The sequence below is a fragment of the Phocaeicola sp. HCN-6420 genome (assembly GCF_037890145.1).
Classification (GTDB): domain Bacteria; phylum Bacteroidota; class Bacteroidia; order Bacteroidales; family Bacteroidaceae; genus Phocaeicola.
On the sequence record NZ_JBBKBJ010000011.1, the window covers coordinates 56,895 to 73,684 of the forward strand.

Sequence of the window (16,790 nt, forward strand, 5' to 3'; positions counted from 1 at the left end):
TTCTTATTGTTGCAGGTTAGCCACTAAATATTTTCTGATTTCACTCACATCGCATCCACGTCGGGCAGCATAATCGGCAAGCTGTTCCTCGTCTATCTTCCCCACCGAGAAATAGCGAGAAGCCGGATGGGCAAACATCAGTCCGCATACCGAAGCATGGGGCTGCATCATACCGTTTTCCGTAAGCCGGATGCCAATGCGTTTCATGTCGAGCAGTTCGTCCAGCAGAAAGCTGACGGAAATATCGGGAAGCGACGGGTATCCTACCGCCGGACGTATGCCCTGATAATCCTCATTCAGCAGTTGTTTCATGGTCAGGTGCTCGTCTTTGGCATATCCCCAGACCGTTTTCCGGATGGTTTCGTGCACTTTTTCGGCCGCAGCTTCTGCCAGGCGTTCTCCCAAAGTCTTAATCAGCATAGATTTATAATCATCGCCTTCGAATTCCTTCTCCATAGCCTCATCGATGGTAGTGGCAAAGGCACCTACCGTATCGACTATACCGGAAGACAAGGGACGGACGAAATCACTCAGACACAAGAACGGATCGTCCGGCCGAACCCGAGTCTGCTGCCTCAGCAACGGGAAACGGGTTCCCTCCAGTATCAGATTGTCACCATCGGCATTGGCATTCATCAGCCGGTAAATGGCATATACCTTATAACGTCCGTCTATACTGTTCAGCATGCGATTGGCTTCCTTATGGAGCTGCATAGCTTGTGCTGCCTTGGCACAATCCTCCGTAGGAAACGAAGCCAGCCAGCTCGCCCGACAGGCATCACAGCCATGAATATCGGCTATGGCAGCAAAACGGGGCTGAAATCCCCAGGCGTGAAAAAAATAAATCCAGTTAATGTATTCTGCCAGATCGTGTATCTCGTATGTAACTGTTGTAATGTCTGTCTGCATCTTTCATCGGTTAAAGACAAGTGCCTCCCCTCGGTGCTGGGTGTCGACCTTGCCATCACTGTATACTAAAGTTCCGTTTACAAATGTCTTTTCTACTTTCGCATGGAAGTGCTTTCCCTCCATCGGACTCCATCCGCATTTACTCAAGACGCAATCCTTGGTAACTTCCCATTCACTGTCCGGATTAACCAATACCAAGTCTGCCTTATACCCCGGACGGATATAGCCTCGTCTGTCTATCTGGAAAAGCTCTGCCGGAGCATGACACATCTTCTGTACGAGCTGTTCTACGGTCAATACACCTTCTCTTACCAGTTCCATGATACTCACCAGCGAGAATTGCAGGCTCGGCATGCCGGAAACAGCCTTCAGTGCTCCTCCCTGTTTTTCCGTCAGCAGATGAGGCGCATGGTCTGTACCGATGACATCTATCAGATTCGTAGAAAGGGCCTTACGAAGCATATCTCGGTCGTTTCGGGTCTTGATGCTCGGATTACACTTGATGCGCGCGCCCAGTGTCTTGTAATCTTCATCGCAAAACATCAGATGTGACACGCATGCTTCGGAAGTAATGCGTTTCTCAGCTATCGGCTTGTCTTCGAACAGTTTCAGTTCCCGTGCCGTACTTACATGAAGAATATGCAGGCGTGCACCTGTTTCCTTGGCGAGCTGCACTGCCAGCGATGAAGAATGCCAGCAGGCTTCTTCGCTCCGGATACGCGGATGGAAAGAAATATCAACGTCATCTTCTCCGTATTTTGACTTGATCAATTCGGTATTCCAGCGAATGATAGTCTGGTCTTCGCAATGAGCCGCTATCAGCATACCAGCTTCGGCAAATATCTTACGCAAAGACTCAATGCGGTCTACCAGCATATTTCCGGTACTGGCTCCCATGAAAAGCTTTACTCCGCACACACGGGTCTTGTCGAGTTCATGCAGCAAATCTGCATTATTGTTCGTTGCCCCGAAGTAGAACGAGTAATTTACGATGCACTTGTTGGCAGCATCGGCAAACTTATTGTTAAGCGCCTCCAGTGTAGTAGTCTGCGGATTGCAGTTCGGCATATCCATGAACGAAGTTACTCCACCAGCCGCAGCGGCAGTTGTTTCGCTCATCATATCGGCTTTGTGTGTCAGTCCCGGGTCACGGAAATGTACATGATCATCTATAACTCCCGGAATAAGATAACATCCATGAGCATCAATTTCGATGTCACACAAAACAGAGGGCCGAGTTTCTCCGTGCAATACTTCACAGATCGTATCACCTTCGACAACAACAGAACCAGCAAACTTTAATCCTTCGTTTACAATTGTAGCGTTATAAATCCATGTACGTTTCATATTTATTTATATTTTGGATAACTTTTAAACCAACTATCCCATTTCAGCCGAATCACTCCAAATACGGCTTCACCAAAAATACTACTATTCATCTTAGATGTTCCCAGTTCACGATTAACAAAAATAACCGGAACTTCCACTATCTTGAACCCACACTTGTAGGCTGTGAACTTCATTTCTATCTGGAAAGCATATCCTTTGAAACGGATATTATCCAGCGGTATGGTTTCCAGCACCTTACGCTTATAGCATTTAAATCCCGCTGTTGTATCGTGAATAGGAAGTCCCGTTACGAAACGTACATATTTCGATGCAAAATACGACATGAGCACACGCCCCATAGGCCAGTTTACCACATTTACGCCACTGATATAACGAGATCCGATTGCCACGTCGGCACCGTCGTCATGACAAGCCTTGTATAAACGAGGCAAGTCATTAGGATTATGACTGAAGTCGGCATCCATCTCAAATATGTAGTCGTACCCATGTTCGACAGCCCACTTGAAGCCTGTAATATAAGCCGTTCCCAAGCCCAATTTTCCTTTTCTTTCTATCATAAACAGACGTTCGGGAAACTCGGTCTGCAATCGCCGCACAATATCAGCAGTACCGTCGGGTGAATTGTCTTCGATAATCAGAATATGAAAACATTTCTCCAGGCCAAACACTGCACGAATTATATTTTCGATATTTTCCTTTTCGTTGTAAGTAGGAATAATAACGATACTGTCACTTGTCTGCATAATAATCTACATTTTAGGGCAAAGATAAATATATTTCAGGTCAAGCCCATGAGAAAACCGAGATTTTATGTACTTTTGTACTTCCGAACATAGAAACAATTAACCACTTATATCGGCATATGGAGAATTATATCGTATCGGCACGTAAATATCGTCCCGCTACATTCGATACCGTTGTAGGGCAGCGCGCCCTGACTACTACCCTGAAAAATGCGATTGCCAACCAGAAGCTGGCGCATGCTTATCTGTTTTGCGGACCGCGAGGGGTGGGAAAAACAACGTGTGCACGAATTTTTGCCAAGACAATCAACTGCCTGCATCCTACAGCCGATGGAGAAGCCTGCAACGAATGTGAATCGTGCCGTGCCTTCAACGAACAGCGTTCATATAACATCCACGAACTGGATGCCGCATCAAACAACTCGGTAGAGGATATACGTTCACTTATCGAACAAGTGCGCATTCCGCCACAAATCGGAAAATATAAAGTATATATCATCGATGAGGTACACATGCTTTCTCAGGCTGCATTCAATGCTTTCCTGAAAACGCTGGAAGAACCGCCTCATCATGCCATATTCATTCTTGCCACAACCGAAAAACATAAAATTCTTCCTACAATTCTGAGCCGTTGCCAAATATACGATTTCAACCGTATCAGCGTAAACGACACGGTAGAGCATCTGGAAAACGTGGCAAAGAAAGAACATATCGAAGCGGAACCGGAAGCGCTGAATGTTATCGCACAAAAAGCTGACGGGGGTATGCGTGATGCCTTGTCTATCTTCGACCAGGTGGTCAGCTTTACCAACGGACATATCACTTACCAAAGTGTGATAGAGAACCTGAATGTATTGGATTATGAATATTATTTCAAACTGACGGATGCTTTTCTGGAAAACAGAGTTTCCGACTGTCTGCTTACATTCAATGAGGTTCTGAAGAAGGGGTTTGACGGAAACCATTTCATTACGGGATTGACTTCGCATTTCCGTGACTTGCTGGTAAGCCGTGATCCCGAAACGCTGCAACTGCTGGAAGTAGGTGCATCCATACGCAGCCGCTATCAGGCACAGGCACAGAAATGCAGTCCTCAGTTTCTGTACAAAGCGATGAAGTTGTGCAACGATTGCGATTTAAATTATCGGGTGAGCAAAAACAAACGCCTGCTGGTGGAACTGACTTTAATTCAACTGGCACAACTGACAGCCGACAATGATATTTCCGGTGGTGGGCAAGGCCCTGCCAAGCAATCATTAAAACCAGTTTTCAATCAGGCGCAAACCAATCATACCGCACAAGCAAGCGCTAATCAGGCATATCCGCAGGCTACACATGAAGTAACGGGACATTATAATACAACAGTATCTCAGAACCAGCCTGCCGGACAGCAGCAAGTGACTAATAAGCCTTCTACTCAGCAGCAGACAACTGCTCCTGCTGCGGCTGCATCGCCTGCCGGTCATCCGAATCCGTTTCCGAAAACAAATACGGAGAAGAAAATTCCGGTTATGAAAGCAGGTAGTTTCGGCATATCCATCCGAAGACAATCTGCCCAACAGCCTGCGGCAAACAGTAGTACCACAAATGCGAATGCGCCTGTACAACAAGTAGAACAAGCTTACGAAGATTATATCTTCAACGAAAAAGACCTGAATTATTATTGGCGTGAATTTGCAGCAAGGCTTCCCAAAGAAGAAGCTGCCAATGCAGCCCGCATGATGAATATGCAACCTCATCTGCTGAAGGATCAGACGACTTTCGAAATTGCTGTAGACAATGATATGGTACAAAAGTATATGACGCAACTGGCTCCGCAAATAGAGCAGCATCTGCGTCAGCAACTGCATAACCGCAAAATAAAAATGACGGTCCGTGTCAGTGCGGCAAATGAAAATATTCGTGCCTACAGCCATGTAGAACGTTTCCAGATGATGAGCAAAAAGAACCCCAGCCTGCTGAAACTGAAAGAAACTTTCGGACTGGAACTGTCATAATGAAACAGCAGCAAAGACTGACTGTTCTGTAAGAAATAGTACTTACCTAATAAAGCAAGAAAGGCTGTCTTGACGAGACAGCCTTTCTTGCTTTGAATAAGGGAATACTGTTCGGATTGAATTTTCTATAAATCTTTACCCATTCTCTCCCCCCTTTCAATCATCATTCTTTATTTAAAGATCGTGGTTTTGCATACGATATTCTGCCAATTTCTCGTATTTCGTTCCTGGACGTCCATAATTACAATATGGATAAATAGATATTCCTCCACGAGGAGTAAAGATTCCGGTTACTTCGATATACTTGGGATCCATCAGCTTAATAAGATCCTTCATGATAATGTTTACACAGTCTTCATGAAAATCACCATGATTGCGGAAGCTGAACAGATATAGTTTCAGACTCTTGCTTTCTACCATCTTGACATCGGGAAGGTAACAGATACGAATTTCTGCAAAATCCGGCTGTCCGGTAATGGGGCAAAGACTGGTAAACTCCGGACAATTGAAACGTACCCAATAATCATTCTCGGGGTGCTTGTTTACAAATGCTTCCAAGACTTCAGGAGCATAGTCTTGTTTATAAGTAGTAGTTCTTCCCAATATTGTCAGTTCATCTTTTCTTTCCATATACTACAATCTAATATTTTAACCAAAACATCATTTTTTCGCTCGCGCATGTATCAATCAACTCACGAGAAACGATTTTATTTTTCCTTGCTGGCAAGATATTTTTCAAGTCCTTCCCGACGTAAGGTACATGCAGGACAGTGCCCGCAACCGTCACCCGGAATACCATTGTAACAAGTCAACGTTTCATGGCGTATCAAATCGAGCACTCCCAGTTCATCAGCTAATGCCCAAGTCTGCGCCTTATCAATCCACATTAAAGGAGTATGAATCACGAATTGTTCTTCCATGGCAAGATTCAGCGTTACATTCAATGACTTGATGAATGTATCCCGACAATCAGGATATCCGCTGAAATCGGTCTGAGATACTCCTGTCACAAGATGACTAATGCCATGCTCACGGGCATAGACAGCAGCTATACTCAAGAAGAAAAGGTTGCGGCCGGGGACAAATGTATTCGGGAACGTTCCTTCAGGCTTCTTTTCATCCATATGGATAGATGTATCGGTCAACGAGTTTTTACCTAAATGACCTATAAAAGATACATCCATCGCTTCAAATTCCACTTCGGCCTTACGTGCTATTTCACGAGCCAGTTCCACCTCTTTTACATGCTTCTGCCCGTATATAAAGCTCAGTGCATATACTTTTTTAAAATGTTTTTTTGCCCAGAAAAGGCAAGTGGTAGAGTCTTGTCCTCCACTGAAGACAACCAGTGCAGCTTCGTTGTTCATATTAAATTTCTTTTATTTTCAATACATTATAAGAAATATGTTCATCGTATACATCACTATCGTCCACGCGCTTAATGTATTTGACTATACGAATAGTGATAGGCAGAATGATTACTTCATACATAGTTTTAAGAACTACCTGTACCAGCATCATTTTACCCAATTCGGACACCGGCATCAAACCGCCAAATGCCAATGGAAAAAAAATCAGTGAATCGGCACTTTCGCCAAAAACAGTCGAAAGAATGGCACGCGCAGAAAAGTTTTTTCCATGTGATGCTATCTTCATACGACTCATAACGTATGCGTTGATAAACGAACCGACTAAAAACGCAAGAAGGCTGGCTACAGCGATACGGGGTGCCATTCCAAATACAAAATTAAAGCCATCCTCGCCTTCCCAGAAAGGTGCTGCCGGCAAAGCTACGGCAATCTGTCCCATCGCCACTACCATGAAGTTCATAAGGAAACCCATCCAGATGATAAGGCGCGCCTTACGAAAGCCCCATACTTCGGCTATGCAGTCATTAATAATATAAGAGATTGGAAATACAATCAGTCCGGCAGTAACAGAAATCGGACCTAACTGAACTACTTTGGTTTCTAAAAGATTGGCTGCAACCAGACAGACACAAAACACAATACCCAAAACCATAAAAGGTACTGATACGAGATTTTCTTTTTTCATCGCTCCTGTTTTTTACGTGGTGTTCTAGAATACACGGCCGTTATTCACGGCATCGCATGTTAATGTTCTCTTGTTTTTAATTGGGCGCAAAGGTACAAACTTTTTGCCGATTTACAAATAAACACTTATATTTGTGCATACTAAATTCATCCTGACATGGCAAAGAATAACTTACTCAGCGAAAAGCTGAAATATATAGGAGAAAGTGAAACTCCTACTCATCTACACCTATGTAGCTATAACGCCGAAGGAACACAGGTCTGTCGCGGTGACCTGCAAGAGATAATCTCTCAACTCAAGACAGATTGCATCAACTGGATACAAGTACATGGCTTGCAAAACACAGAAACAATACATCAGCTGTGCAGCCATTTTAATATAGACTTCCTCACTACGCAGGATTTATTAAACTCAGAACATCTGACAAAGATAGAGGAACATGAAACTTATAATGTAGTTATTCTGAAACAACTCTCACCGACAGCAGAGAATGAACTTATCCCCCAACAGCTTTGTATCGTACAAGGAAAAGACTTTGTACTGACCTTTGCCGAGAAAGAAACAGACTTCTTCAATGAAATAAATATTGCACTGGAAAAGAACGTCTTGAAAATCAGAAACAGGCAGTCAGACTTTCTGCTGAGTGTCATACTAAACAGCGTTATGGCAAGTTTTATGTCGCTCATTTCTAAAATGGAAGATGACCTGGAAGACTTGGAAGAACAGTTTCTCTCCCCGCTCTCTCCTATCCCCGAAAAACAACCGGGTATAGAAGAAATACAATCTTACCGTAGAAACTACCGATTGATAAAAAAAAGTATTTTCCCACTGAAAGAACAGATAAACAAATTGTTCCATACCGAAAACCAACTATTGCATAAGGCAAACCGTCCGTTCTTCAGCGACGTAAACGATCACTTGCAATTTGTATTGCAAACACTGGAAGGATGTCGCGATTTACTTTCTGCCATGGTAGATTTGTATCTGGCAAACAATGACCAGCGAATGAACAGCATAATGAAACAGCTTACTATTGTTTCTACTATTTTCATACCTTTGACGTTTCTGGCAGGAATATGGGGAATGAATTTTCAATGGATGCCGGAATTGGGATGGAAATACGGGTACTTTTTGGCATGGGGACTGATGATCGTTGTGGGAGTCATTGTGTATTTCTATTTCAAGCATAAAAGATGGTATTAAACTAACAACTATTGTATTTCAACTTATATCGCAAAGACATGAGAAAACAAGAATTATACAATCGGGCTATCGCTTATTTCAAACAAGCTATTCCTGTAGCTGAAACAGAGTTACACTATGAAAATCCTTTCCAGTTACTGATAGCAGTGATACTGAGTGCGCAGTGTACGGACAAGCGAGTCAATATGATCACTCCGCCCTTGTTCGAAGCCTGTCCTACTCCGGAAGCTTTAGCCAACACAACACCTGAAGTCGTATACGAATATATACGTAGTGTAAGTTACCCAAACAACAAAGCAAAACATCTGGTAGGCATGGCGCAAATGTTAGTTAAGAACTTTCAGAGTGAAGTGCCCAATACGCTGGAAGACCTGATAAAACTGCCCGGAGTAGGAAGAAAAACAGCCAACGTAATACAAAGTGTAGTATTCAATAAAGCTGCAATGGCCGTCGACACACATGTATTCCGCGTAAGTCATCGCATCGGACTGGTTCCGAAAACTTGTACTACCCCTCTGGCTACCGAAAAGTATTTAGTAAAATATATTCCTAAAGAACTTATTCCAACGGCACATCACTGGCTGATATTACACGGCAGATATGTGTGTACAGCACGCAATCCCAAATGTGAAGAATGCGGACTAAATGGAATCTGTAAGGAATCACTAAACAGCAAAATCAAATAAGCTCCATCACAAAGCCAATACCCAACAGTGGAAAAGAGAACTATATACATAAAAAAACGCCATATCACTACTTTACAGTACCGATATGGCTTATATTATAAAATACATCAGAGCTTTACCGCTCTCTCTTAATCTATTACAAGTCCATCGTATGCTAGATGTACATGCTCAGGAAGCAGCTTCTCTACTTCGGCATGCAATCCCATCTGATGACTCATATGTATAAAATAAGTTTCTTTTGCTCCTATACGTACTGCTTGTTCCAACGCTTCCGAAAGCGACTGATGCGTCCAATGGGGTTCGATGCGCAGTGCATTCATAAACAAGTAATCCAATCCTTTCAGCACTTCATACGATTCATCAGGCATAGTCAGCATATCTGTAATCCAAGCTACATTACCTATACGATATCCCATAATTGGTAACTTACCATGCATCACTCTGAATGGGATCACATCTACCGACTTTCCCGACAGGTTAGTAACCTGAAAAGTCTTGTATGGTTCTATCACAGAAAGCGGGATACTGGGTACTCCCGGATAGGTATGCTCTACAAAACAATAAGGCATACGCTTTTGCAGGCGGTCGGCTGTATATTTCTCTGCATATACAGGTACATCCCGAAAGCTACAGAACGGACGAAGATCATCCAACCCTCCCACATGATCGTAATGTTCATGGGTTATCAAGACTCCATCAATAGGCAGGAACTTTTTTACACCAAGACTTTGTTGCCTGAAATCTGGTCCGCAATCTATCAAAATACGTACCCCATCCGTTTCTACCAAACCAGAACAGCGCAGACGATTGTCGCGCGGGTCAGTACTGGTACATACCGGACATGTACATCCCACTTGAGGTACACCTGTAGATGTTCCGCTACCTAATACTGTTACTTTCATCGTGTTATCAAGTATCTTAAATATAATTCACTTCAGGATAAATATCTATACCGAATTTCTCCTTTACGGAAGCAACTACGGCATTCGCAAGATGCATAACTTCCTGCCCTGTAGCTCCTCCCAAATTAACCAGCACCAGTGCCTGGCGACTATGAACACCTGCGTGCCCCAACGATTTGCCTTTCCAGCCACATCGTTCTATCATCCATCCGGCAGGAACTTTCACAAAGTTTTCACCAGCCGGATAAGAAGGCATATCAGGATAAGTCCGCCGCAAAGCCTCAAACTGCTCTTTGGGGATAACCGGATTCATAAAGAAACTTCCAGCATTTCCCGTTTGGGCTGGATCCGGAAGTTTGTCTTCCCTAATACGGATTACTATACGACGCAAGTTCTCTAAGGTCAGCGGACATGCTTCTTTTTCCAGTTCCGTACGAATATTTCCATAGTCTAAATGCCATACGGGCTGCTTATGCAAACGATAAGTCACATACGTTACTATATATTTCCCCTTCAGGTCCAATTTGAAAATGCTTTTACGATAAGCATACTCACATTCCTTATTGGTAAACCGACGAAATTCTCCGGTATCTACACATACCGTATCGACAGCGACTATCAAATCTTTAGCCTCCACACCGTATGCACCAATATTCTGAACAGCCGAAGCACCTACTTCACCCGGTATCAACGACAGATTTACAGCTCCATACCAGTTATGTTGTACGGTATACGCTACAAAGTCATCCCACACTTCCCCTGCTCCGACTCGTACGTCGACAGTGTCAGAAGTTTCGGCTACAATTTCATAGCCCTTAATGGCTGAATGGAGTACAGTTCCCTCAAAATTACCCGAAAAGAGCAGGTTACTTCCTCCTCCGATATGCAACAACGGAAGCTTATAACTCTTCTGCTTCAAGAAAGTACAAAGTTCATCTTCCGAACCATATTCCACAAAATACGCCGCATATACATCCATGCCGAACGTATTATGATGCAAAAGAGAATAGTCTTTCAGTTCTTTCATATCTGTTTTTATAATAAAAATAAGTTCTACTTTCCTAAAAAGCCCAGCGAATCAGTCACTCAAGTCTTCAAACTTCATCAGCATCCACTTTCCACCACGATACTCAAAGTAAAGTGTATTGCTGAAGCCATTACCAAATCCCTTGAATTCGATAATTTTCTGGTCCGTGTCAGCTACCTCCTCTTGTCCATAATGCACATTTGTCAAACGCTCTTTCAGCATCGGCGGGCGGAAAGAAAACCATTGTCCTTCATCAAGAGTTGTTTCAAGAATTTGAAACTCATCTTCTGGATCGACCGTAACAAAACCAAGTGGGTCATGTAAACGTTCACGCTGAAAAATGGAATCATTGACGAAATGATTGTAAAAGTCAAAAAAATCTTCACGTCCTTCGGATGCCGAAGCCAGCTTTTCCTTATTGATAGCTTCCAGATACCAACAGTCGGCAACACGTTCAAAATAGTAGCGTTTAACCTTCCGATCCTTCAGATAAATCCAGTCTACCTGCACGCTATGTATGGCTGTATCTTTTTCCATCTCCATATCCTCTTCCTTATCGAACAATACGGTATAGACCGGATCACGGCTAAACAACGGATCATACACCCATTTATCTTTCGACATACGCTCTACCTGCTCACCCTTATAAAAAGGTATAGGAAATTTTATCCGTGAACGCTGGAAACGTGCATCGGAAGCAAAATTATAAAAGAAATCGGCGAAACTCTCATCGGCTGTAGCCGGAACTACATCTTCTACCTCCGGAGTTTCTTTCTGTAATGTATCGGTGCCAACAGCCAGCGAATCAATCTGTTTAGTTAAAGCATCAAAAGGATCCATTTTTTTCTTTCCTCCCCCACAAGAGGCTGCCAGCATAAGTACACAACACCCAAATAAAACTTTTTTCATCTTAGTGCTTCTGAAAAATCACGTGCAAAAATACGTCTTTTTTTCATTCAACAAATAAAACATATACAGTTTTCTTTTTTATGAGCTTAAAAAGACAAAATTTCAGTTTAAATCCTTACCTTTGCGCACAAGAAAATAATAAAAAGAAGAATATGTTAGCAAAAATAGAACAGTTACTTCAAGAAGTGGAAGGCTTGACAGCTTCGAACGCAGAAGAGCTGGAAGCCCTGCGCATCAAATATTTAAGTAAAAAAGGTGTAATCAATGCACTGATGGCAGATTTCCGCAACGTTCCTGCCGAACAGAAAAAAGAGGTGGGTATGAAACTGAACGAGTTGAAGAACCGTACTCAAGAACGTATCAACAGCTTGAAAGAAGCTTTCGAGTGTCAGGACAACAGTTCTGCCGAACTTGATCTTACACGTACAGCTTATCCTATTGAACTGGGAACAAGACATCCGTTAAGCATCGTCCGCAATGAAATCATCAATATCTTCAATCGTCTGGGATTCACAATCGCCGACGGTCCTGAAGTTGAAGACGACTGGCATGTATTCTCGTCGATGAACTTCCCTGAAGATCATCCGGCACGCGACATGCAAGATACTTTCTTCATCGAAAGCCATCCAGACATTATCTTGCGTACACATACATCATCTGTTCAGAGTCGAGTAATGGAAGTTTCACAGCCTCCTATCCGAGTTATCTGTCCGGGACGTGTATACCGCAACGAAGCAATCAGTTACCGTGCTCACTGCTTCTTCCATCAGGTAGAAGGTCTGTATGTCGACAAGAATGTTTCGTTTACCGACCTGAAACAGGTATTGCTCCAGTTTGCACAAGAAATGTTCGGACCTGAAACAAAAATCCGTCTGCGCCCTTCATACTTCCCATTTACTGAACCCAGCGCAGAAATGGATATCAGTTGTGACATCTGCGGTGGAGAAGGATGTCCTTTCTGTAAATATACCGGATGGGTAGAAATCTTAGGATGCGGTATGGTAGACCCGGCTGTTCTGGAAGCTAATGGCATCGACAGCAAAGTATACACGGGTTATGCCTTCGGTATGGGAGTTGAACGTATCGCCAACCTGAAATATAAAGTAAAAGACTTGCGTATGTTCTCGGAAAACGATACTCGTTTCCTTGAAGAATTCGAAGCAGCAAACTAATTTAATATACAGCAAACAAGAAACGCGGATTAACGCAGATTTTCAGATACGCCGATAAAGGTGAATGAAAGTCTATGTTAATCCGCGTTTTTCAAAAATAAAATTAAGAGGATATGGAAAAGGAACGTCTTGTCACACCCAGTTATTGTTGCATACTGGCAGCCAATTTTCTGTTGTATTTCGGTTTCTGGCTACTGACACCCGTTCTCCCCTTTTACCTATCGGAAATATTCAACGCTTCAAATGCGACAATCGGTATAGTACTTTCTTGCTATACTATTTCTTCTCTCTGCATCCGCCCCTTTTCGGGTTACTTTCTGGATACGTTTGCACGTAAACCACTCTATCTGCTGGCTTATTTTATCTTTACACTGATTTTTGCCGGATATATGATTGCCGGACTACTGACTCTGTTCATTATATTCCGTATCGTACACGGCATATCCTTTGGAATGGTTACTGTAGGAGGAAATACCGTCGTCATCGATATTATGCCTTCCAGCCGGCGTGGAGAAGGATTGGGTTATTACGGACTGGCCAACAATCTTGCCATGTCCATCGGTCCGATGTTTGGATTATTCCTGCATAGCGGAGGAGCTTCCTATACAACGATTTTTTCTTATTCTCTCGGATCGTGCATACTGGGCTTCATAGCTGCTACACTGGTAAAGACTCCCTATAAGCCTCCCGTAAAAAGAGAACCAATTTCGCTGGACCGCTTTATTCTGCTGAAAGGTCTTCCTGCCGGCTTCAGCCTGCTCTTGTTATCCATACCTTACGGTATGACGACAAATTATGTGGCTATGTATGCCAAACAGATAGGACTCACAACCGAAACAGGTTTCTTCTTTACCCTGATGGCAGTAGGAATGGCCATCAGCCGTCTGTTCAGCGGACGCCTCGTAGACAAAGGCATGATTACACAAGTTATTTCGGCAGGGCTCTACCTGGTCTGCCTGTGTTACTTCGGACTCACGGCATGTGGCTGGCTCATCGACTGGAACAGCACCTTTACCACAATTCTGTTTTTCCTGATTTCCTTATTATTAGGTATAGGATTCGGAACAATGTTTCCTGCATACAATACATTATTTGTTAACCTGGCTCCAAACAGCCAGCGAGGAACAGCAACAAGTACTTATCTAACGTCATGGGATGTAGGGCTTGGCATAGGAATGCTAAGTGGAGGATATATTGCAGAAATTGCTTCTTTCCGCATTGCCTACCTGTTTGGCGCCATCCTGACAGTAGTTTCCTTGTTTTATTTCCGCTTTAAAGCAGGCCCGCACTTCATAAAGAACAAACTGCGCTAAAGTCCGGCAACAGGAATGTCTTTCTATTCTTTGTACGTAAAGACAAAAATATGCGAAAGTTTTCCATTTACGTTCGTTACCTGAACTGACAATATAAACGAGCGGAACAATTCTACATGATCGTAAATAAAGGCAGGCAGATAGTCTTTATAAGCATTCAGATTCTGAGCAATCTTATCCATGTCTGCCACCATAATAAACGAAGCATCACGCGACAGATTTGAAACACATTCATCGAACAATGTGTGGTGGGGGGCGACCGCTACCTTCGATATACAAGAATCAACCTTTTCCTGTCCGGATAAAATCAGAATGCTATCTTCTGCATGCGTCTGGATATTCTTCATCCGCTCTTCAATCTGATGCATACATGAATCGGGAGCATACATAGAACCGCTTAAATAGAAAACCTCACTACTCAGGTGGATATCAAACTCACTCCAGCACACTGTACTATCACCAGCCAGCAAAGGAACAGAAGCCGTATGCCCGTAAAGAGTCAGAAAATTAGCGGTCTTGGTATGTGCCACCGCCGTAAACCCCTCATCCTGACGCAGGGAGGTTTTGTCCTTCTCTGCATCGATAACCTTTTCTATCAAAGATTTCTGATAGCTGACAGCCAAAAAACCTTTTCCATTATAAATGGAAACGAAATCGCCGTTATTTACCGGATAAATATCAATAGACTTACCACGGTATGACACCTTTTTAGGCTTAAAGTTTATTCCCCTCTTACGCACCATCTCACGCACAAACTTCTTCCCCGGTTCATTGGTCTTAAAATAAATAACCAAATTTCTTGGAGAAGCCGGTGCATGAAAACTGACCATCATATAATCCATCCGATTGTGCAAATCGTGGGCATTATTAAGGACATAGGGAGCCAGATCATTTCCGATAACCGACAGAAGACCACTGCGTTGCAATGTGTCCAGTTGACCGGCATACGTAGTTTGAGGGAAAACATTGACAATAAACTCTATATTATCCGTTTCCAGAAGGCCGATACAATCGGAAGGGACAGAAGCCAGCACGTCAGTCTCCTTTCCACTCTCTGCAAAACTCAGACGGGCAAAACTGTAAAGCCCAACCCCAATACAGAATAATATAATGGAAAGTATTACTCCTAATTTACCGACCGTACGCAGCTTCATAGTAATTTATATTTTTTATGCAAATATAAATAAATAATTAAAAAGTGCAAAATCGGAGAAATAAAAAAGCGATTCTCATGCTGAGAACCGCTTCCTTTTCAGATGGGTGACTAGTGGGACTCGAACCCACGACATTCAGAACCACAATCTGACGCTCTAACCAACTGAACTATAGTCACCATATAAATTATAATGTATGGCTGCTTTAATGAAAGGGTGACTAGTGGGACTCGAACCCACGACATTCAGAACCACAATCTGACGCTCTAACCAACTGAACTATAGTCACCATGTTGATTATCCTTTCAAAAGCGAGTGCAAAGGTATACATTTATTTTGAATATGCAAATAGTTTGGGCAAAAATTTTCAATAAAAGTATACTTTGCACTTTAACCAGCCTCTTTTAAGGCCTTTTACTTATTACTTGTAAATAGCCTTCTTTCCGGCAAGCAACGTATTCTTCATCAACGATACGATGGTCATCGGTCCTACTCCTCCCGGAACCGGAGTGATGTACGAACATTTAGGAGCAACTTCATCGAATTTCACGTCGCCTGTCAGCTTAAAGCCTGACTTCTTTGTTGCATCAGGTACACGCGTAGTGCCTACGTCAATCACTACGGCACCTTCTTTTACCATGTCGGCTTTTACGAAGTTGGGCTGTCCCATCGCAGCAATGATGATATCTGCTTCACGGCACTCCTTAACAAGATCTTTGCTACGGCTGTGACAAACCGTAACCGTAGCATCGCCCGGATAGGCCTTCTGCATCATCAGCATAGCCATCGGCTTGCCTACGATGTTGCTTCTTCCCAGTATCACGCATTTTTTACCCTGAGTTTCGATGTTATAACGTCTCAGCAATTCCAAAATTCCATTTGGAGTAGCCGATACATAACAAGGAAGACCAATCGACAATCGTCCTACGTTGATAGGATGAAAACCATCTACGTCCTTCCGATAGTCTATTGTTTCGATCACTTTCTGTTCGGAGATATGCTTGGGCAGAGGCAACTGTACGATAAATCCGTCAATATCGGGATCATTATTCAACTCGCGTACTTTTGCCAGCAGCTCTTCTTCAGTTACATCGCTTTCGTAACGGATGAGGGTAGACTTGAAACCGCAGACTTCACATGCCTTAACCTTTGCGGCAACATACGTTTCACTTCCTCCATCGTGTCCCACCAAAACCGCAGCCAGATGCGGACGCTTGCCTCCATGGGCAACAATATCGGCTACCTCGGCAGCAATTTCTTGCTTAACCTGTTCCGAAACCTCTTTTCCATTTATCAATGTCATAATACAAACTGCAATATTAGGTTGTTCATAGTATTAACAAATGTACGATTTTTCGACGGCGCTTGGC

Annotated in this window: 16 protein-coding genes and 2 tRNA genes; 5 read left to right on the forward strand and 13 right to left on the reverse strand. The window is 43.2% G+C overall.

The window, feature by feature from the left end; all coding sequences use genetic code 11:
- Window positions 1–3: 3 nt before the first annotated feature.
- Genes WKT12_RS08690 through WKT12_RS08700 form a run of 3 tightly spaced genes read right to left on the reverse strand, consistent with a single transcriptional unit; the run spans window position 4 to window position 3,002 of the window.
- Window positions 4–909, reverse strand: coding sequence for a vitamin B12 dependent-methionine synthase activation domain-containing protein (locus tag WKT12_RS08690; RefSeq protein WP_021970790.1), 906 nt, complete (start codon window positions 907–909; stop codon window positions 4–6).
- A gap of 3 nt (window positions 910–912) precedes the next feature.
- The gene (locus tag WKT12_RS08695) at window positions 913–2,256 is read right to left on the reverse strand and encodes a dihydroorotase (protein ID WP_021970789.1); all 1,344 of its coding nucleotides are present in this window, start codon (window positions 2,254–2,256) and stop codon (window positions 913–915) included.
- A 2-nt stretch (window positions 2,257–2,258) separates the two neighbouring features.
- On the reverse strand, window positions 2,259–3,002 hold the full coding sequence (locus WKT12_RS08700) for a polyprenol monophosphomannose synthase (RefSeq protein ID WP_340319436.1): 744 nt from the start codon (window positions 3,000–3,002) through the stop codon (window positions 2,259–2,261).
- A 119-nt stretch (window positions 3,003–3,121) separates the two neighbouring features.
- Here WKT12_RS08700 and WKT12_RS08705 point away from each other — a divergent pair, with 119 nt between their 5' ends.
- The gene (locus WKT12_RS08705) at window positions 3,122–4,999 is read left to right on the forward strand and encodes a DNA polymerase III subunit gamma/tau (RefSeq protein WP_340319437.1); all 1,878 of its coding nucleotides are present in this window, start codon (window positions 3,122–3,124) and stop codon (window positions 4,997–4,999) included.
- A 174-nt stretch (window positions 5,000–5,173) separates the two neighbouring features.
- Here the strand turns inward: WKT12_RS08705 and queF are convergent, their stop codons facing one another.
- The 3 genes from queF to WKT12_RS08720 all read right to left on the reverse strand — a co-directional run bounded on the left by queF (window position 5,174) and on the right by WKT12_RS08720 (window position 7,054).
- A complete protein-coding gene (queF, locus tag WKT12_RS08710; RefSeq protein WP_340319438.1) occupies window positions 5,174–5,629 on the reverse strand; it encodes a preQ(1) synthase in 456 nt (151 codons plus the stop codon).
- A 77-nt stretch (window positions 5,630–5,706) separates the two neighbouring features.
- Window positions 5,707–6,366, reverse strand: a complete 660-nt coding sequence (queC, locus tag WKT12_RS08715; RefSeq protein ID WP_340319439.1) for a 7-cyano-7-deazaguanine synthase QueC — start codon at window positions 6,364–6,366, stop codon at window positions 5,707–5,709.
- Between the two features lies 1 nt (window position 6,367).
- Window positions 6,368–7,054: a queuosine precursor transporter gene (locus WKT12_RS08720; protein WP_340319440.1), complete on the reverse strand. Its 687-nt coding sequence runs from the start codon at window positions 7,052–7,054 to the stop codon at window positions 6,368–6,370.
- A gap of 156 nt (window positions 7,055–7,210) precedes the next feature.
- Between WKT12_RS08720 and corA the strand changes: the two genes are divergently transcribed.
- Window positions 7,211–8,257 (forward strand): magnesium/cobalt transporter CorA, encoded by a 1,047-nt coding sequence (corA, locus tag WKT12_RS08725; protein WP_021970783.1) that lies wholly within the window; start codon window positions 7,211–7,213, stop codon window positions 8,255–8,257.
- A gap of 38 nt (window positions 8,258–8,295) precedes the next feature.
- Window positions 8,296–8,943 carry an endonuclease III gene (nth, locus tag WKT12_RS08730; protein ID WP_340319441.1) on the forward strand — a complete coding sequence of 216 codons (648 nt, stop codon included), beginning with the start codon at window positions 8,296–8,298 and terminating at the stop codon, window positions 8,941–8,943.
- Window positions 8,944–9,071: 128 nt separating this feature from the next.
- Here nth and WKT12_RS08735 read toward each other — a convergent pair whose 3' ends face one another.
- The 3 genes from WKT12_RS08735 to WKT12_RS08745 are packed head-to-tail and all read right to left on the reverse strand — an operon-like array spanning window position 9,072 to window position 11,781.
- A complete protein-coding gene (locus WKT12_RS08735) occupies window positions 9,072–9,845 on the reverse strand; it encodes an MBL fold metallo-hydrolase (RefSeq protein WP_340319442.1) in 774 nt (257 codons plus the stop codon).
- A gap of 16 nt (window positions 9,846–9,861) precedes the next feature.
- Window positions 9,862–10,872: a UDP-N-acetylmuramate dehydrogenase gene (murB, locus tag WKT12_RS08740; protein ID WP_340319443.1), complete on the reverse strand. Its 1,011-nt coding sequence runs from the start codon at window positions 10,870–10,872 to the stop codon at window positions 9,862–9,864.
- 51 nt (window positions 10,873–10,923) lie between these two features.
- On the reverse strand, window positions 10,924–11,781 hold the full coding sequence (locus WKT12_RS08745) for a DUF4348 domain-containing protein (protein ID WP_340319444.1): 858 nt from the start codon (window positions 11,779–11,781) through the stop codon (window positions 10,924–10,926).
- A 152-nt stretch (window positions 11,782–11,933) separates the two neighbouring features.
- Between WKT12_RS08745 and WKT12_RS08750 the strand changes: the two genes are divergently transcribed.
- Window positions 11,934–12,953 (forward strand): phenylalanine--tRNA ligase subunit alpha, encoded by a 1,020-nt coding sequence (locus tag WKT12_RS08750; protein WP_021970778.1) that lies wholly within the window; start codon window positions 11,934–11,936, stop codon window positions 12,951–12,953.
- A gap of 113 nt (window positions 12,954–13,066) precedes the next feature.
- Window positions 13,067–14,266, forward strand: a complete 1,200-nt coding sequence (locus WKT12_RS08755; protein WP_021970777.1) for an MFS transporter — start codon at window positions 13,067–13,069, stop codon at window positions 14,264–14,266.
- A 23-nt stretch (window positions 14,267–14,289) separates the two neighbouring features.
- Here the strand turns inward: WKT12_RS08755 and WKT12_RS08760 are convergent, their stop codons facing one another.
- The 4 genes from WKT12_RS08760 to folD form a co-directional block, all read right to left on the reverse strand.
- Window positions 14,290–15,420, reverse strand: a complete 1,131-nt coding sequence (locus WKT12_RS08760; RefSeq protein ID WP_021970776.1) for a hypothetical protein — start codon at window positions 15,418–15,420, stop codon at window positions 14,290–14,292.
- 105 nt (window positions 15,421–15,525) lie between these two features.
- Window positions 15,526–15,599, reverse strand: a tRNA-His gene (locus WKT12_RS08765).
- Between the two features lie 36 nt (window positions 15,600–15,635).
- Window positions 15,636–15,709 (reverse strand) — tRNA-His (locus WKT12_RS08770).
- A gap of 132 nt (window positions 15,710–15,841) precedes the next feature.
- Window positions 15,842–16,723, reverse strand: coding sequence for a bifunctional methylenetetrahydrofolate dehydrogenase/methenyltetrahydrofolate cyclohydrolase FolD (gene folD, locus WKT12_RS08775; RefSeq protein WP_340319445.1), 882 nt, complete (start codon window positions 16,721–16,723; stop codon window positions 15,842–15,844).
- Window positions 16,724–16,790: the final 67 nt, after the last annotated feature.